General features: G+C 38.9%; 17 protein-coding genes and 1 pseudogene. 12 read left to right on the top strand and 6 right to left on the bottom strand.

What is annotated here, in order from left to right:
- Positions 1–300 precede the first annotated feature (300 nt).
- From KNQ07_RS15375 to KNQ07_RS15365, 3 genes are read left to right on the top strand one after another with little or no spacing between them, the layout of a single operon-like run.
- Positions 301–657, top strand: a complete 357-nt coding sequence (locus KNQ07_RS15375; protein ID WP_214767785.1) for a ParA family protein — start codon at positions 301–303, stop codon at positions 655–657.
- A 12-nt stretch (positions 658–669) separates the two neighbouring features.
- The gene (locus KNQ07_RS15370) at positions 670–939 is read left to right on the top strand and encodes a hypothetical protein (RefSeq protein WP_214767782.1); all 270 of its coding nucleotides are present in this window, start codon (positions 670–672) and stop codon (positions 937–939) included.
- A gap of 43 nt (positions 940–982) precedes the next feature.
- Entirely contained in the window at positions 983–2,560 is a 1,578-nt protein-coding gene (locus KNQ07_RS15365; protein ID WP_214767777.1) for an ApeA N-terminal domain 1-containing protein, read from the top strand.
- Positions 2,561–2,830: 270 nt separating this feature from the next.
- Here the strand turns inward: KNQ07_RS15365 and KNQ07_RS15360 are convergent, their stop codons facing one another.
- Complete coding sequence (locus tag KNQ07_RS15360; protein ID WP_214767774.1) at positions 2,831–3,850, bottom strand: tyrosine-type recombinase/integrase; 1,020 nt, start codon at positions 3,848–3,850, stop codon at positions 2,831–2,833.
- Between the two features lie 1,462 nt (positions 3,851–5,312).
- Between KNQ07_RS15360 and KNQ07_RS15355 the strand changes: the two genes are divergently transcribed.
- From KNQ07_RS15355 to KNQ07_RS15345, 3 genes are all read left to right on the top strand, one after another.
- Entirely contained in the window at positions 5,313–6,122 is an 810-nt protein-coding gene (locus KNQ07_RS15355) for an SMI1/KNR4 family protein (protein ID WP_214767771.1), read from the top strand.
- Positions 6,123–6,298: 176 nt separating this feature from the next.
- Complete coding sequence (locus KNQ07_RS15350) at positions 6,299–7,264, top strand: helix-turn-helix transcriptional regulator (protein ID WP_214767791.1); 966 nt, start codon at positions 6,299–6,301, stop codon at positions 7,262–7,264.
- 78 nt (positions 7,265–7,342) lie between these two features.
- Positions 7,343–7,972 (top strand): type 1 glutamine amidotransferase family protein, encoded by a 630-nt coding sequence (locus KNQ07_RS15345; protein WP_214767768.1) that lies wholly within the window; start codon positions 7,343–7,345, stop codon positions 7,970–7,972.
- 367 nt (positions 7,973–8,339) lie between these two features.
- On the opposite strand, the gene KNQ07_RS16290 is transcribed toward KNQ07_RS15345, so the two are convergent.
- From KNQ07_RS16290 to KNQ07_RS15325, 5 genes are all read right to left on the bottom strand, one after another.
- Positions 8,340–8,489 carry an SAP domain-containing protein gene (locus KNQ07_RS16290; protein ID WP_285801142.1) on the bottom strand — a complete coding sequence of 50 codons (150 nt, stop codon included), beginning with the start codon at positions 8,487–8,489 and terminating at the stop codon, positions 8,340–8,342.
- 219 nt (positions 8,490–8,708) lie between these two features.
- Entirely contained in the window at positions 8,709–9,083 is a 375-nt protein-coding gene (locus KNQ07_RS15340) for a hypothetical protein (RefSeq protein WP_214767765.1), read from the bottom strand.
- Positions 9,084–9,283: 200 nt separating this feature from the next.
- The gene (locus KNQ07_RS15335) at positions 9,284–10,246 is read right to left on the bottom strand and encodes a hypothetical protein (RefSeq protein WP_214767762.1); all 963 of its coding nucleotides are present in this window, start codon (positions 10,244–10,246) and stop codon (positions 9,284–9,286) included.
- Positions 10,243–11,469, bottom strand: coding sequence for a glycosyltransferase family 2 protein (locus KNQ07_RS15330; RefSeq protein WP_214767760.1), 1,227 nt, complete (start codon positions 11,467–11,469; stop codon positions 10,243–10,245). The genes KNQ07_RS15335 and KNQ07_RS15330 overlap by 4 nt, the downstream gene beginning before the upstream one ends.
- On the bottom strand, positions 11,466–12,236 hold the full coding sequence (locus tag KNQ07_RS15325) for a hypothetical protein (RefSeq protein WP_214767758.1): 771 nt from the start codon (positions 12,234–12,236) through the stop codon (positions 11,466–11,468). Before KNQ07_RS15325 ends, KNQ07_RS15330 begins: the two co-directional genes overlap by 4 nt.
- Positions 12,237–12,701: 465 nt before the next feature.
- On the opposite strand from KNQ07_RS15325, the pseudogene tnpB reads away from it, so the two are divergent.
- The 6 genes and pseudogenes from tnpB to KNQ07_RS15295 all read left to right on the top strand — a co-directional run.
- Positions 12,702–13,789 (top strand): annotated as a pseudogene (tnpB, locus tag KNQ07_RS15320) (IS200/IS605 family element RNA-guided endonuclease TnpB); the annotation flags it as partial.
- A gap of 477 nt (positions 13,790–14,266) precedes the next feature.
- Complete coding sequence (locus KNQ07_RS15315) at positions 14,267–14,623, top strand: hypothetical protein (protein ID WP_214767756.1); 357 nt, start codon at positions 14,267–14,269, stop codon at positions 14,621–14,623.
- A gap of 319 nt (positions 14,624–14,942) precedes the next feature.
- Positions 14,943–15,431: a helix-turn-helix domain-containing protein gene (locus KNQ07_RS15310; protein WP_214767754.1), complete on the top strand. Its 489-nt coding sequence runs from the start codon at positions 14,943–14,945 to the stop codon at positions 15,429–15,431.
- Between the two features lie 350 nt (positions 15,432–15,781).
- Positions 15,782–15,970 carry a hypothetical protein gene (locus tag KNQ07_RS15305; RefSeq protein ID WP_214767752.1) on the top strand — a complete coding sequence of 63 codons (189 nt, stop codon included), beginning with the start codon at positions 15,782–15,784 and terminating at the stop codon, positions 15,968–15,970.
- Positions 15,971–15,984: 14 nt separating this feature from the next.
- Entirely contained in the window at positions 15,985–16,209 is a 225-nt protein-coding gene (locus KNQ07_RS15300) for a hypothetical protein (protein WP_214767750.1), read from the top strand.
- A gap of 92 nt (positions 16,210–16,301) precedes the next feature.
- Positions 16,302–17,393: a hypothetical protein gene (locus KNQ07_RS15295; RefSeq protein ID WP_214767747.1), complete on the top strand. Its 1,092-nt coding sequence runs from the start codon at positions 16,302–16,304 to the stop codon at positions 17,391–17,393.
- The last annotated feature ends 3 nt before the right edge of the window (positions 17,394–17,396 follow it).

Raw genomic sequence — 17,396 nt, 5'->3', positions numbered from 1 at the left:
TACCGAAACCTCGAACGATTCTTTTTGAGATTGCGCCTCGAGCTTGGTGGTTAAAATAGCAACCACGTGTTATGGTGATGAGCCATTTTATTGGATTTTAAAAAGTATTATATAAAACGGTCGTTTAATATAAAAAAAACACGACGATAAAATTAGTATAACGAGCAGGAAAGTTTTATATTTTCTTGTATATTAATCAATATCTATTTATTAATTATATTTAACGTTTAATATAAAAAACTAGCTACGAGATCATTGTATGCTCAAGTAAACTTCAATTTAATATAAGGAAACATTTTAATGGCATGCCAAGATATGATTATTCCATTCCAACCCGAAAAATATGCTATGCGTTCACTACAGAAGACCTTGAAGATAGTAAATGATTTTAAGAGTCAAATGAATCCTGAGTTACGTGTACGAGCGATTGTTCCTACACTAGTAAATCAAAGAACACTTTTACATAGAGGGATTATGGAACTTTTACAAGACTATGCAATGAACTCAAAAATAAGGGTTACTAAAACATTTATACCGACAACCATTGAGTTTGCTTCTAGTGTTGGTTTTGATCAAAGACCTTTGTCTCTAGCAGCCCCTACTTCTAAAGGTGCAAAAATATACAGTGAATTACTAAAAGAATTGAAGCTTGGATAAGGAGATTATGAAATGGGTAATAAAGAAAGAAAGCTAAAGGGTTTTAATGAAGTTGCTAATGATCCGTTCGATAACACTAGCAATAACAATAGTGAAAACGTGAATAATAGTGCTCTAAAAGAAATTTTGAATGCAAAAAGAAGTAATACGGTATATACCGGGTTTTATATAGAAGAGGATTTATCAAAAGTATTAAACAGTCTTCAGCAAAGAGGACAAAGAGGTGTGAAGTCTGCTACTGTGAATCTTGCTTTAAGAGAGCTATTTAAAAAAGAAGGTTAATTGTAAGTGTTTATTAAAAATTATTTGAGAAGGGGATAATCTAATGTCTAGTACTCAACTTTTAAAAAAATCTTTATATGATGAATTTGAGGTTCGTGGTTACTGGCGGATTCCTGGAACTGAAGATAATGTTCCAGGGACCTTGATTCGTAAAAATAATCGTACCACTCTAGAGATTTTCGGGAAATTAGAAAATTCAAATCAACAAATTGTAAGACGAATAATTCCGATGGAAGAAAGTTCATCTGTGGAAGAAGAAATTTTATTAGAAACAGAAGCTGAAGTGGAAACAGGATCTGAAACGGAGGAAGAAGTCGAAACGGAAAATAATGACAATGGACTCTCGGAAGTTATTTGGGGATTTACCGAAAATGGTGAAGAAATTACTATTTTTTCATATAATTTATCTAATTCCAAAATGAACTTCCCTGGATTTCAAGTAGAAAGTTATGATGTATCTGAATTTTTAGTGGGAAGACACGTTCTTAACGTAAATGACCTTGAATTAGAATCTTTAAGTGTTGAATTTACTTATATGGCAAAATGGCTTGATGTGAATGTTCTCCATACATCAGCAATTTTTGATGAAGAGCGATTTGTCGGTCAACAGCTACAAACGATACATCCTGAAAACATGAATATTGAATTACCATCAATTGATGCTGTTTTAGAGAACACAGGAATCTTTAATTGGAATAACGATCGGCATGAAAAAGCAGATATTTCCTTTACTAGTCTATTTAAATTAACAGCTAATACTAGCAAAGGCTTCGAATGGTATTTAGATAAAATTTTTTCGATGCAGAAACTTTTAACATTGTTAACTGGTCACAGTATTTACGCCAAAAGTATTTCCTTTAAGGGCGTAGAAGAGACGGAAATTATTGTAGGTAGAGAACGTCAGGTGAAAAAAGATTATAAATGGTTTTATGATCAAATCAATGAAGTCGAGATAAAAGAAAAAATCCTTCCATACGATTTTACTATTCAATATCCTGAAATAAGCGAATTATTCCCTTGTATAGTAAATAACTGGTTCGAAAAAGAAAGTTATCTAGATGTAGTATATGATCTATATACGAATGAATTTTATAAAACTATGAACCTTACTTCGACATTTTTAAATTATATACAAGCGATTGAAGTTTATCATAGAAGAAGTTTCGATGGGAGAATAATCGATGAAGTGGACTATAATGCTTTTCAAGCTATAATGAGAGAGTTTATTGAAAATGAGGCTCCTCGAGAATTGAAACCTAAACTTTTGAATTCTTTACCATATGGAAATGAGCGTACATTAAGCTATCGAATCAAAGATCTCGCTAGAAGCCTTCAACCAGAGACTAAGTTGTTTTTATTTAATAGTGATAACAGTGTTCCTGGTAGTCTGTTCCAAAGAATAGTCACTACAAGAAACTATTTGACTCACTATGATCCAAATAATCAAAATATTATTGAGACTGAAGATAGATATTATGCTATACAAATATTAAAGGCATTTGTAACTGTTCTTCTGTTTAAAGAGTTGGGAATGAGTGAAGAATTTGCTTTGAATAAGCTTCGTCAGGTTCGTCATCTCGAAGATAATCTTAATGAGTCGAACCAAATACTTGAGAATTAAGTTGTAAACAAATTAATAAGATAAAGTGCTGTTAATGAAGATAATTCTTTTCACTAACAGCACTTTATTTTTTAACGTATATGAAAGAGAAGGATGTCGAGCGTTAAATTGCTATTGGAAGCCGAAAAATTAAACTTTAAGTGATTCTTACTTTCATTCTTTTAGTTCCTAAACTAGGAACATTCACTAGTTTGTTCTTAAGTTATTATAAGAGCTCATGTTTTGTTTTCATAACGTTTTAGTATTTAATTTATAATCTCTATAAAAGTATTACTCGAAAGGACTCACAGTTAAATTAGCCTTTTGTATTTGTTGGAGGTAAGTATTAGTGGTTGAAATGGATTCATGACCCGCAAGATTCATGACTTCATATAAAGAAATACCATTCGCTAGTAGTTTTGTTATGAAAGATCGTCGGAACCAGTGGGGCGAATTGTTTGATGTCGTCAATTTTATAGAGGCTGTTTTTGCGATGAGTCTCAATGCTTCATACGAAATAGGATTATTTTCATCTCGAACATTGAAACAAATATGAAGATTTATCACTCCTTCAATGTGCATTAATTTTTTCAGACGGTTGATAAGGTGGATTGATTTTGGGGATAGCGGGATACGTCGCCATTTTTCACGCTTTCCTTTAAATTCGATATAACTCATAGAAGATGTTTCGTGAACATGACTGAACTGAAGTGATAGTAATTCAGAAGCGCGCATCCCTGTAGTTAGTAGCAGATACCCTATCGTTTCATTACGTAGTTGCAACAGCTCGCGGTTCTTTTTTTGCTTCACCGTATGACGAAAGGCGAGGGCAATTGCTTCCATCTCGTCGAAATCAATTTTGCGCCGTAATGGCTCAGGTTTCATCTGGTCTTTCACTTGTAGTGACAGATCGCGTGCATGATAGTCATTGACGTGTAAAAAACGGAGGAAGCGTCGCAGCATGGCATTACGCCGCTTGATGGTCCGCGGCGCGTACTGGTCATGGACATCCTTCAGGTACTCGTGCAGATTAAGAATCGTCAGGTGTTTGACGCCCTGTGTCTTCGTCACAAAGAAACGTAGAATATAATCGAGATCTTGTTTGTAAGCCCGCTTGGTATGCGGGCTTTTTTGACTATAAATCGGAAACAATTCAGTTGCCCAGAATAGTTCGAAGATCTCGAGATCGCTGAGTGCTTCCATATTCAAGTGATCGTCCTCTAATACCGCGAGCAACTTTTCCCGGCTATCGGCAAATGCGAGTGCTGCTTCTTCTTTAATCATGATTTCGTTCATTCCTTCTTCGTTCATCATCTATCCTCCGCTCTCTCTACTCAACGCTTCCTCTTTTGACGACTTATTTGTTCGTTCACTAAGTAAAACATAAGTTATTTATGTATTACATAAAATTACGACTAATATACATATGTATATATACTGAAATTGCATAGAATTTAATTGTATTACATAGGATATCTAAATTTATTATAACAAATAGCTACTTGTGATAATACATAATTATCACAAGTAAATTAAGATAGAGACATTTGGTTGACATAACACATTTATGAGTCAGATAGGGCGGGAGAGTTCTTCAGGACGCCGGTCGCTAGCGACCTCGCTCCCTCTCGGCGCCTAATCCCGTCCCATGGTCTTTCTAGTCTCATAATTTATAGTATTTTTCTGTTAATGAGACATATAGTTTTGACGGATATGACTAATCATTTAGGTAGGTGGTGAGGAGGGAGAGGGAAGGACGTGCGATTCATACTCCTCGAAAGAGGGGGCTTCTCGCCTACTCCGGTGGGGGTGGAAAGGGAACGGTCGCTTTTGAACATCTCTTGCTTAGGGTTTCCTGTGTGCCCCTCACCTTGTTCCCTTATCGTTACTGAACGTCCTTCCGTAGTATAGTATATGCGAGCTGGACGATGAGTCAGAGAGCATTTCTGATTAAAGCGAAGACATTGAATAAAATTATTGACGCGATGATGAAGATCTATAATCTGTAGCTGCACGTTTATGGGTAAAATACCCATGTTATGTTCAAGTAGGAGAATTCCAATGAAGCGAACCAGTTAAGGTAATATTTCGATCCACAATACATTTATTATCGGTAATATACTCTGGGAGGGCCGGCTGAAGGTGTTCTAGGCCGGTACGTGGAAAACGGAAGGTAGACCTGTCGCCTGTTGGAGCTGGTGATTCTACTTGATCCTATATAAGTCACATTATGCGCAAAGCCTAATGGAGTCGAAGACGCCATCTCGGATAGACGTCTCGATTACAATGCTGTTGACGTCGAGGGCAAGGTACCTGAGCGACATGCTGATTTATGAGTCCCCCGGCCATTGGCAGATACTTGTGAATTACATGTCTTCTTCCGTAGAAGGTAGGGATTTATCGGAGGATGAGAACAGGAACCATGGGCTGTTCATATATCATGCTATCTATCAGCAATGGAAGCGGATGGAAAAGAAGTCGAGCAAGTTCCCTACTTCAAATCGACGTAAGCCCATCGAACTCGTCGAATTACTCTTGGAGCGACTTATGATTCATCCCTTTCCTTGGATCCGTTCTTCTTCGCTTATGTACTTCTCATTAACCCCTAACCATCTTAAGAGAACTGATTCTCTTTAGTAGCTTTGAAAGTAGACGCTGCGTGAGAAACTGTCGATTCGTACAAGCCAAATAGAGCAAGATTTCAATCAATCCAATTACTACTATGAATACATAAGAGACGTGCATAAATTTTTCTGAGGAAGAAGGTCTTTATTTGATTTTTTGGTGTGAAAAAGTAGAGGGTGGCACTAAACCCTTTTTAAACGATGTTGAAATTACGCAACTTCAAAACGAACTAAACGTTCAATTTCCTAAAAGCTACATTGAAAAATTAAAGAAACAGAACGGCGGACAGGTTGTTTTTAATGCTATATCTGTAGATTTTGAAAATACCTGGTCAGAGCCTGATTTTACGTTACATCTACCGTTCTATGCTATGGAATCCTTAACATACGATACCTATAATTTATATAAAGGTATTTTACCTGAATGGGGTATACACGGTAAAAATATGATCTTCGCTGAATCTGAGGGTATCTACTGGTATTATTTTAAATTTAGCGATGATTCGAATAACCCATCCATTTGGTGCCTCGATATTTCTGATGTCTCTAATCACTTGATAGCATATTCTTTTGATGAATTACTGACCAAGCTTTATGTTCAGAAGAGTGAGCCACTTGATTTGGATGATGTTTTTGTAGGCTTTCCTACGATGGAAGAAATTTATGAAATAGTCGAAGGTAATGATGAGGACGCTATTTTAGAAGCCTACTCCTATTGGATGACTTTACGTCAGGATATAAAAGGCTTGGTTCGTGAATTGATTAAAAAGATTGAGCAAAGTGACGATGAAGATATGCTTGATGCCTATGCCATGTATTTAACTGAAATGATGGTCAATTCATCAGGAAGTGAATCTATCTCATTTGAGGAAGTCATCTCATTGTTTAATAAAAAAAGTTCCATTGTAAACTTGAATGCCCAAGTCTCAAGATTACGTGAAGAAGTCTTTGGAGGATAAACTAATACCATAAAAGAAAAAATGTATTAAATCGGACTGAATCTTGAATGACAGACGTTCGATAAAGTGTGCTCCGTTTGAACTGTCCATAACATTTAACTCAATTTGATAAACCTTCGAACCAAAAAAAAGTAACATGCATGTTAAAATCGACAGAAAAAGTGGGGGAGATTTTTGTGGCTAAAAGCGATAACTTACTGGCCATCCTATGGATGTTACAATCCGAGAAAAAAGTCACTGCAAATCAGATTTCAGAGCATCTTGAGATGAACGTCAGAACAGTCTATCGATATATTGAAACTCTTTGCTCAAGTGGGGTCCCGATAGTAGCAGAGACTGGTCATAATGGTGGATATACTCTACTGAATCATTTTAAGGAAGCCCCTTTATATTTTGACCTTGAGGAACAGGCTGCGATGTACCATGCGGCTACTTTCGCAAGTGAAGCTGGATACTACGGAAATGAAGCGCTGAGTCGAGCAATTGCAAAAATAAATAAAAATTCAAATCATAGACAGAACGAGAAGGTACAGGAGTGTATCCATAGTCTTGAGGTCATAAATCATCGGAAGATGGATCTACCGAAGTCCGTACCTCACTTAAGGGACATAGAACGTACCATAGCAAGACAATTCAGTATCACGATAAAATACCGTAGTAAAAATGCACGAGACGCTCAAATCCGGTTGATAGATCCGTATAAAATCATTTATTGGAGGAACAACTGGTACGTCATCGGTCGATGTCATCTCAGAGACTCCATCCGTAGTTTTAAGATAGACCGTATCGAACATTTATCCCTGACTGAAGTACAGTTCGATCGTCCTGCTGACTTTTCAGGGACGGAATCTTTTCTGCAGAATCTTCTTCCGAACACCGTGAACGATGAATCGTTGACTGAATTGGTCATAGAGGGGAATGAGTCGGCAATTGAAGAGATATGCGGCCATTGGTACTTAAAGAAATGCCTCAAACACCAAAGTAAGAGAAAAGTCGTATTCACTTTAGAACAGTCCGTCTTAGAAGATCAAATTCCAGGACTGATTATAGCGTTCGGTAAATCGATCCGAGTCATTTCCCCTATCGATTTTAGAAATAAGGTCGTGGAACGCATATTAGAGCTAGTTGAATTCCATAGATGAATTCTGACTTCACTGACTATAGTTGTCAGGTAAGGCAACTTATACTTGCTTCATATCAAACTTGATAGGAGCGATTTCATGAAACGACATGCTTATATTTATGTGTTTGACTCGATTGCTGATTGGGAGTACGGATATTTGATGACCGAATTAAACTCAGGAAGGTATTTTAAAAAGAACGTCCCTTCTTTTACGGTAAGAACGGTAGGAATAGATCCGGGCACAATTACGACCTTGGGCGGTTTGAAGGTGGTACCGGACATTACAGTTGAGCAGATGAGATTAACTAATGAGGATTTGTTGGTATTACCAGGCGGAAATACTTGGGGTGAATCCATACATTCCCCTATGCTGAAAAAAGTTGGTGATGCCTTGACATCGGGTACCTTGGTAGCTGCAATTTGTGGCGCTACGGAAGGTTTGGCGAACACAGGTCATCTAGACTCTCATAAGCATACTAGCAACGATCTATTGTATCTTCAGTCGGTCAGCCCAACCTATAGAGGAAGATCACTGTATCAAGTACTTCCCGCAGTAAGAGACAAGAATCTGATCACGGCGACCGGTCTGGCTCCTCTTGAGTTTGCAAAAGAAGTGATTGAAGCATTAGACGTTTTTGCACCGGATACTTTATCAGCCTGGTATGGACTCAACAAAACGAATGACTCTACATACTTTTTTCAGCTTATAGAAGCGACGAACATCTGAGTCTGATTGGCTGGATTACGAACACAAATGAGGTTTGAAAACGGGAATAAAGCAACAGCATTCTTTTATCTGCAAAAGAATGCTGTTGCTTTATTCATTCACGATCTCTAAAAGAATCGACATTAAAATTCTCCGGCCTTTTTTGGTATTTGTTGATTTTAAGAATAGGTGGCGCGGTTAAGGCGGTTACCATTATCAAACAAGAGGACAACGAACATTTCTGCCACTCCGTTCAAACCTCCAAGAGAGCACAGCTTCGAGGAGGCACTACGCCATATAGGGAGACTTATCTCGTAATGGAACTGGTGTTGACCAAACAATGAAGCCTTTTATTGCTAAAACTATTTATTCATTCGCCAGTTAATGTTTAGGTAGGTCTTACTCCCGTACGAAGGAAAAGTTCGATTCGATCAGCTAACTCAACTTTAGAACCAGAATCATTCATTCCATGCTCGCTACAAAATGTTTTTAGATCTTCTTTTAACCAGTAATAATCTTTAAAGCTTTGCACGTTCATGTCTTTAGTAAGAGTTGGTCTCATATATTGCTTTACCTCCAGCATTATTATAATCCGCTGACGTCAGTCATGTTTGTTTCAACTTACTTTCAAGATTGACCGCGTAAGAATATTCAGACTGACCTACCTCATTTTTGATTACATTATTTGGATAGATGACCTCACTCCAGTGTATAGATTCGGGCTTCATGTCAGCGTGTCTATGCTATTTAATACATTTTACAAGTTTGAAATTTTATCAAATGAAGTAGACTTACCATTTATAAAAACATCAATTACTTCATGATTGGGGTCCAGTGTTAATTTGTAGACATGCTGTTTAACCTCATCACTATCATTGTTTGATACATCTAATTTTATCTGTACTGTTTCTTTTTGAACTTCAAGATCAGTAGCAACGGTACCTTTGGTTTGATAAACAAGATAGGATACTTCTTCTTGTTCATTAAGTAATTGCAAAGTAGAATTCGGTTCAATCTTTGCCTGTACGTTGTCTGGCACTCTTTTTATCTCACTAAAACTGAGTTTAGAGTCGTTTAGACTACAAGCCGACAATAAAATCGATATTAAAGTGAACAGTAGTATTTTCTTCATAACGTATCCCTCATTCTATTAGATTTTTATTCGGATTAAAAATAGTTTAAGTGCAATTAAGTTACATTTAATTTTTCGATGCTACTAATCTATATCTTTCAAGATGTTGATTTTTAGTGTTTGAAATGAAAAGTATTACTACAATTAAAGCAATACAAACAACCAATAGATTGGCAAGTTTTACTTTTCAAATTATCTATTTAGTGTGTCTCTATTGCTTTATTCAATACATCAAATACATGAACAGAACTTGGATTCACTGTATGGATAGAGTTAAGACGTTTCAGAATAATAGACTGTTCTGAACTAGATACAATCGGAAGTAATAGCGCATAGACAGAACTAGATTCATGTTTAGTCGAAGGGATTTTCGAAGACCGGTTATAGTGTGCATAAATTTTTCCTTCTTGAAGTTCTTCTGTTATGAAACGATTAAAGTCTGAATCGATACGGCCTGTTAGACTAAACTTCAATCGTGCAATCAGGACTTGATCAATCATGTTGACGGTCTTTTCATTCGCCCATTTGAATTCATTTTTCTTAGAAAAATAAAGTTCTGGAGTGAATGGTCCTACTTGTGGAGCATTTTTTAGTAAGTCCTTAGTTGGTTGAAGCAACTGAAGTCGTTTCAATGGCTCATAATCTAGATAATTCAAGTGGAGGACTGATGTAGCTTCTTTGTATCTCCAATCATAAAAATCTACCCATTGTCCATTTAGAAATTGATGTTTCAATAGCGTTGTTTCAATCTGATTAGCAAGTTGCGTATATGCAGGTTCGTTGAACCGATGCCCTGCCTGTATTAAAGTTTCAGAAATGCGCAAATCATCAATCAGTGCGTTTGTAGTCGTTTGATTACCTAATTCCCATTTTATGAAAGTATCCGGACCTTGTACTTTTAAAAAATGTGACTTAAGTACTTTTACTTGTCCTTCAAATCTATCAGCATCGCCTTTCAACAATAAATACTGCATATATTGTCCGAGACTCTCTGAGAGGATTTGAGTGTTTGGACGGTCATAAGCATGAATTAAACTATTCTTCATGTAGTCATTTTCAATTAATTCTATTGCCGAATCTTTCTGTAATGGGCTGAAATAATACCATATGCTGATCAAGGCCACTAGTAATAGTACCAATGTGCTAACAAATCGTTTCTTCATGTCTCGACTTTTACCCGTTTGGTCTTATCCCATACGATGACTTCCTTCCGCATTTTGCTTTTGATATAGGCGAAGATGCCGCGGAATAAAAGGATGACGAATAGTTGGGCGTAAGTGAAATACATAATTAGTCCGACGAATACATTACTGGGGGTAGCGGTCTTTTCAAGTTCTTGCGCTGCTAAAATTTGAATTGTATAAACAAGATACGTCATGAACCAAAAAAGAATAAGGGGTGTCGTTGCTTGATCAAATGCATAGCCGAACAACCCTAAAACCAAAACGATGTCAGAAATCAATAACAAAAAAATAAACAAGAGATAAGTCATGATGTGTTGTAAAGAGTGAACAAGTGTCCGTCCTTTCCAAAATTCCCATGTACGTATAGATTTTTCTAAAAGATAGATATTTCCTAACATCCATCGTGTTCGCTGTTTCATATATACTTTCATCGTCTCCGGTTCTTGCTCCCATGTTTCAGCTTCATAAACGACCGGTAATGTATAACCTAGCGCTGTGATACGCATCGTTAGCTCCGCATCTTCCGCCAATGCATAAGGATCATATCCTCCAATATTTTCAATTACATCACGTCGTAAAAGCATATTCGTTCCAGCCAAAGAACCCGTCTTAAATGCTTTCCATCGCCCACTCTGCATAATAAGTTGAAATACTTGAAACTCGATTGCAATCATGCGAGTCAGCATATTTGTCGTCGCATTAATCGTTTTGACTACTCCAACAGCACCGCAGGCATTTTTCGTTGAATGCGCTTGTTCGACAAGTCTTGTGACAGTATCCGGCTTTGGTTGATTGTCTGCATCAAAAATCAAAAAATACTCCGAATCTGTTATGGAAAGACCATAGTTCAAGACGCGTGATTTACCAATAGGGTCACCCTTCGGAACCTTTACATAATGCATGCGGCTGAACATTGTAGTGAACTCTAGGGCAATAGAGCTTGTATCATCTTGTGATTGATCATCCAGTAAAAAAACATCTAGGTCACCTGGATATTCGATAGCCAACATCGCTTCTAGTGTTTGGCGTATGACAATTCCTTCATTGTATGCTGGAATGAGAACGGCAACTGTTGGATAATGTACCAATTTAACGGTCTTTTTTTTACTATAACGATCTAAAATACCAGCAACCGTTAAATACGAGTAATACAACAGAAGTAACCAAAAAATACTCATGATCACATTGAGGATAATATTCATTTGTCCACCCTCTCTTGTTGATCTAATGTTTCTTCAACAGAACTATTTACATGTAACTGTGAAAATTCAAATGGGAAGTCGACGGTCGTAAATCGATTCCTTAGTTCTTTTTCATATCGTGACCAAGCAATGTTAGCACCTGTCGAATCTGTATTCTGAAGAAAAATAATAAATTCTTGACGGTTTCTTTGAGACATGACATCAAAATGCGCTCGGAAAACCTTTAAACCAGCGTTCGTCAATTGTTGCATAATACTTTTTTTATTAAATTTAGTAGCTGGAATTTGAATATGGAATAATATGTTCTTTTCTTCACGACGCTTCGCTCCTGCAATTAAAAAATCTGTTCGATCTAAAAACTCACTATAACTCAAAAGTTGCGGTGATTCAGAAAACCCTTCTAGCAATTTTACTCGTTCTTGTAGCTCCTTATTGTTCTCAAAAATACTTCGGAGTTGTCGTAGAAAAAGCCAGTAAAGGAAGACACCGAATGAAGAAAGTAGATGTTGAGCGATGTAAAAAAGTTGTTGTTCGTTCGTAGCTGCGTTATACCAAGATAAAACTAAATATACAAACCCAAGACCTAATGTATAAGTAACGAGAATCAAGAAGTTTATACGTCCATTCATCCACGTCATAAGTAGCAAAATAGGAAGTAAGATAAAAGGAAGGGGTGAAGAATTCAAGTCAAATTCTAGCTGATAAATGATTAACACAGTAGCCAATAAACTAAGTAGTAACAACAAAGAAAAAGCATAACGCTTCATCAAAAAAACCTCACATTCTACATTTGAAATTACGAATGATTTCGTTTAGAAAGTGAGAGTGTAACAAAATAAGTAAAACACCATTAAATCTGTGTACTCAAAGACTCTCTTCGCTTCACAAAGAGGAAAAATGGCTTTATTACTTGTTTCTCCCAAATCCTTTAATAGAGTAACAAGAGAATTGTTTAACGACAAGGGACATGCTTAGTTAAGATTTCAGAAATTCTGTTCTCATTTTTGAATCAAATAAATTTCTTAAATATATGAAGATTCAACCTTAAAAACTAAAGGAAATGAGATTAATTAAACTGGAGCCACGAACGCTCCAACATAAATATGATAGAAATGCTTGCTATACTTTGACATTACTGATACGTTTAGTTACTTTGTTGTACCTTGTTTTGATGAATTACTGATCAAGCTTTATGTCAAGAAGGACGAGGCACTTTATTTATCAAAAATAGGCGATTCGTCTTCAACCACTTCTTGGCGAAGTGGGAGGAAACGTACAAGACTAATGGAAAAGGACTGTCCTACGGCTCTTGTTCCAAAGAAATTCCTTCGTCAAAGCAGGAGTTCGACTGGTTGAAGGAAGTCGATAGCACTTCTGTTCAAACGAGCGTCAAGCATCTTGCTGATGCGTTTGACCGTTTCTTCAACAAGCAGAACGAACATCCTCGATTCAAGTCCAAGCGGAATCCCGTCCAATCGTATAAGACCAATATCCAAGGGAAATCTCAACTTCCCGAAGCCTCTATTATCGGGAACAAGTTAAAAATTCCGAAGCTGAAATGGGTACGTTTCGCCCATTCGAAACAGGTCACAAGCCGTATCTTGAACGCAACCATCCGACGAAACCCTTCAGGAAAATACTTCGTCTCCCTGCTCGTCGAGCAGGAGATTAACGAGCTGCCAAAGACCGGTTCATCCGTCGGCGTCGACGTCGGACTCAAGAACTTTGCCATCCTGTCGGACGGAACGATGTACCAGAACGACCGTTACTTCCGATCGCTTGAGAAGAAACTGGCGCGTGAACAACGTAAGCTCTCCCACCGTCAATGCATCGCTATGGCCAAGAAAGTGAAGCTTTCCGAGGCGAGGAACTATCAGAAGCAGAAGCGAAAAGTCGCTCGCATCCATGAAAAGATTGTCAACAAGCGCACTGACTTCCTGCACAAGGTATCGACCGAGATCGTCAAAACCCACGACGTCATCGGCATCGAGAACTTGCAGGTGAAGAACATGCAGAAGAACCGCAAATTGAGCAAAGCCATCTCTGACGTCAGCTGGTCAGCGTTCTTCCGCATGCTCGAATACAAGGCGGACTGTACGGGAAAACCGTCGTGAAGGTCGGAAAAACCTTCGCGTCGAGTCAACTCTGCTCGAGTTGCGATCATCAACACAAGGACGTGAAGCATCTAGGCTTGCGTGAATGGACATGTCCGAATTGCGGGATCCACCACGACCGGGATATGAACGCAGGACTGAATCTCAAACGAGAAGCTGAACGTATCTTAGCTTCTTCAACCGTCGGGACGACGGGGTTAGCCTGATCAATTTTCAACCGTTAGGTCGGATAACTCAGGAATCCTCCACCTCTAAACGAAGCGTAGGTGGAGGTAGTTCAATAGATAACTCAGATTTAAATTATTCGGTTGCATCATAATATAAAAGGGCCTAGTTCAAGTATCTAAAGGTTATACGTGCTCAGTTGTTACAAGTCAGTCGTTCTATAAAATCGAAATAGGATTTGCTTATTATGGCTGCAAAAAAGATTTGCGATTGTTAATGCTTTTAGATATGGTGGAAAAGCACCTAGTGTTGTAAAGGATGTAGTATCGCCGGCAACTGCTAAATACATTAAGAAGAATTCAAGTAAAATCGCTAACGCTATTGATGGAGCTAGTGACATGCTTCACGGTGCAATCTATCAATCACTTCTAAAAGCAGATGTACCAAAGGCAATCGCTCGAAATATCGCTTGGGCAATTGATGCATTTTTACTTTGATTTTTTTAGGGAGAGGTCGCTTTGAATAGATCAGATACAGATTATCAATACTTAATCGATGAGATTGAAAAATTAAAGTTTCATAATCGTTCTTTATTAACTTTGATTGGAAATTTACATGAAGAAGAATTAGAGAATACTACGATTCACGAAGCAGTCGTTTCATTCGATCTTTCTAAAAATGATTTACGTGAGTTGAAAGAACTGATCATGAATTACGATAAAAATCGATTTGCTTTTGAACAAAAAGCATTGCTCATCAATCCTGTGTTTTCTAGAGATAATCTACTTTTCATTATCGAATGTTTTGTTAACTCTGAAATGTTTACTAATATGGGAAACGAAATCTTGAATGATTATAAAAAAATAAATAATTGAGTACGATCAATCCTGTATGTCATTCCTGAAGCGTCATGAGTCGAGAATTAATAGACTCATGATGCTTTTCATATGTATAAATAGACTATCTTAGTCCACTCTTTTATTAAAAAATTTACAATTTGAATACACATTCACTATATCTTTGATAATTTTATAAAATTAGTCTTGATACAACTAGTACCGTCATTATTCGACATATGTAATAAAGTTGACATATTAAAATATAAGTTGAATTAACAGAATAATCTGCTATATTCTAACTATCAACAGGAAAACATTGTCATACATCAGTTCTCGAAGGAAAGGAGCATTTCTTATGTACCGATTCGGAGAGTGGTTACGACGTGAACGTCTAGAGCATGGTTGGAGTCAGGTAGAGTTAGCAGAAAAGACGTATGGAGAGATTTCGCAGGCAGCAATCAGCGCCTATGAACGAAATCATTCGCTTCCTTCTATCCTTGATGTCCAAATCCTTGCGACAGCCTGTGAGCAGACACTTGGATCCATCCCTTGGGATGAATTCGACTTAAGAACAAAGAAAAAACGAAATTGGTCAAACCTGAAGCAAGAACGCTTTGACTTAGCAGAACTCCCGCTCGCGGATTCTGTCCGCACATTCGACGGTAAGACGTATCAACTCCATGGTCGAATTGCAATCGAGCAAGAGAGCAAGGAGACTCAAGAAATTTCGCAACTCTATTACCGGATTCGGACCGTCGTTGGGGAGAATCAAGTCATCGCAAAACGGAAGCATCCGGATGACGAACTGATTCACGTCTCACGTCGCAGACTCGTTCATCAGTAAACGATCTATAAATGGGTAATTACTTATGAAATACTATGAAATAAGGACAAAAGGAATTGATAACCGTAGCAGCATATCGCTAAGGACAGTCACTCCAATCACATACCGGCGTGTCCCTCATCTGTGACCGAATGAGCGGGATATACGTAGAAATGGTTCGGCGAGAGTCGCCTAAAACTCGCCCACAGGTCACGTATTCGTTAAGGGTCATCGAAAAACCCTAAGCAGACGTCCGATATCGGATGTCAGAGTTCGTGGGGAAACGTGCTCTAAACCCACCGTCTTGCTTGACTCCGACTGTCCTTAAGGATGTGCTGCTGCACATCAACCTCAAGGAAGGAGTGTACGCTATGCCGACACGTGAACAGAAGCAGAACAAGACCTTTGCCGAAAAGTTACTCCGGATCCAAGGAAAAGATTATGAGGAATGGCTCGATGTTCAGCATCAGCTCGTCATTCAGGAGAACCAGGAACTGATCTTAGAAGCACTTGACTCAAAACTGAACGTCACATCGCCTGCATCCGCGTCACAGGATTGAGAGGAGGAAAACAGATGGGATTGACTGAGACAGGACTCAGCTTGCTCCAGTTCTTTCAAGGATTCGCCGTCATCGCTGCAGCCATCGCCTTCGCAGTTGGTGGCTTCTACTTCATCTTCGGGGGAGATCGTGGACGATCGAAAGCCGTCGGTTGGCTCGTCGGCGGTGCCGTCGGTCTGATCATCGTCATGGGTGCCGTCACGCTCGCGGAGATGGTCAACGATAACATCAAATTCTAATCGAACAAGCGATCAAACAGACCGTCATTCCAAACTGGATGGCTTTTTTTATTGCCTTCGTTAAGATGTCTTGCTTCAAAGGAGGAGAATGTATGCTCTTTGTCCGTTTCACTGATGTAGCGAAAGAAGCCTTCCCGAATTACGAGCGTCTCCCATATGAGGAGGCGCTTTTATTATCCACACAAGTCCATCAAGGGGCACAGCAAGCGAATGAACGGTTCGCAAGTGAGTTCCGAATCTTTGATGATGCCGACCAGCTCGTCTACAAAGGAACGTTCCAGTTCGGCGACACGACCTATCCGAATCTTTATTTGCAGCTGAAGGATCGAATCCCACGCATCCGAATCCGAAAGGAGGATGCGACGAAAAAAATCCTATTACTAGAGAACCTAGAACGCTTGACGCCGGAATCCTACAAGACGATGACGACGTCAGCGATTCAGCAACATCCGGACGCGACACACGTCTCCCGTTTACGTCGCGGACAGCGCCGTCTCGTCTACGGCGTCAGTGGTGTCAGTCTGTTGCTCCTCGGTACGCTATCCGTTGTCCAACTTATACAGCCGGATCCACCAAGTGGTGTCCAAGCGGCAACGTCAGAGTGGCAGCCGCTTTATGAAGCAGCGTTGACCGGAGAGACCGAACCGCTCATACAACGTCTGGAAAAACAAAAGTCATGGAGTAACGAACAACAACAGTTTCTCATCACGCAGTATGTTGAAAAGCAAGACTATGATCAGGCGGTTGCTGTGACGAACGATCCGATCGACGTCGAGACAATCATCATGCAGTCGAAGCCATTCGCAACAGATCGTCAAGAGACACTGCAAGCGTTCCAAGGGGTCCACCCGACGGATGAAGGGGCCTTCGATCTCGCCATCCTAAAGAAAGACTATAAACGTGCGGTCTCCATCCCGGGTGTCGAGATGACGACCGCGCGCAAAGAGGCGAAGACACGTGCCTACATCGGTTTAAAAGATGTGACAAAGGCACAAGAAAGCGTCAAGCTGGTCCAAAACGAAGAATTGAAACAGCAAGTGGTAACACTTGTCCAACTGGATGAAGAGATTCAAGCACTCGAAGATCAAAAACGACAGTTATCCGAGAAGACGGACAAAAAAGAACTCGAGAAGCTCAATGAATCGCTCGAAGCGAAGCAAAGACAAGCTTCTTCTCTTCTGTAATGA

Source organism: Exiguobacterium sp. s145 (assembly GCF_018618835.1).
GTDB classification, from domain to species: Bacteria; Bacillota; Bacilli; order Exiguobacteriales; family Exiguobacteriaceae; genus Exiguobacterium_A; species Exiguobacterium_A artemiae.
The sequence above is the reverse complement of the archived record's forward strand: the minus strand, read 5'-3'. Positions and strand labels throughout refer to the sequence as shown.

Bases quoted from the DNA above. Each gene is read 5' to 3' on its own strand.
- KNQ07_RS15365 (WP_214767777.1), top strand. From the start codon at position 983: ATGTCTAGTACTCAACTTTTAAAAAAATCTTTATATGATGAATTTGAG.
- KNQ07_RS15295 (WP_214767747.1), top strand. From the start codon at position 16,302: ATGCTCTTTGTCCGTTTCACTGATGTAGCGAAAGAAGCCTTCCCGAAT.
- KNQ07_RS15330 (WP_214767760.1), bottom strand. From the start codon at position 11,469: ATGAATATTATCCTCAATGTGATCATGAGTATTTTTTGGTTACTTCTG.
- KNQ07_RS15325 (WP_214767758.1), bottom strand. From the start codon at position 12,236: ATGAAGCGTTATGCTTTTTCTTTGTTGTTACTACTTAGTTTATTGGCT.
- KNQ07_RS16290 (WP_285801142.1), bottom strand. From the start codon at position 8,489: ATGAACGTGCAAAGCTTTAAAGATTATTACTGGTTAAAAGAAGATCTA.
- KNQ07_RS15300 (WP_214767750.1), top strand. From the start codon at position 15,985: ATGGGATTGACTGAGACAGGACTCAGCTTGCTCCAGTTCTTTCAAGGA.
- KNQ07_RS15375 (WP_214767785.1), top strand. From the start codon at position 301: ATGGCATGCCAAGATATGATTATTCCATTCCAACCCGAAAAATATGCT.
- KNQ07_RS15340 (WP_214767765.1), bottom strand. From the start codon at position 9,083: ATGAAGAAAATACTACTGTTCACTTTAATATCGATTTTATTGTCGGCT.
- KNQ07_RS15370 (WP_214767782.1), top strand. From the start codon at position 670: ATGGGTAATAAAGAAAGAAAGCTAAAGGGTTTTAATGAAGTTGCTAAT.
- KNQ07_RS15335 (WP_214767762.1), bottom strand. From the start codon at position 10,246: ATGAAGAAACGATTTGTTAGCACATTGGTACTATTACTAGTGGCCTTG.
- KNQ07_RS15305 (WP_214767752.1), top strand. From the start codon at position 15,782: ATGCCGACACGTGAACAGAAGCAGAACAAGACCTTTGCCGAAAAGTTA.
- KNQ07_RS15360 (WP_214767774.1), bottom strand. From the start codon at position 3,850: ATGAACGAAGAAGGAATGAACGAAATCATGATTAAAGAAGAAGCAGCA.
- KNQ07_RS15310 (WP_214767754.1), top strand. From the start codon at position 14,943: ATGTACCGATTCGGAGAGTGGTTACGACGTGAACGTCTAGAGCATGGT.
- KNQ07_RS15345 (WP_214767768.1), top strand. From the start codon at position 7,343: ATGAAACGACATGCTTATATTTATGTGTTTGACTCGATTGCTGATTGG.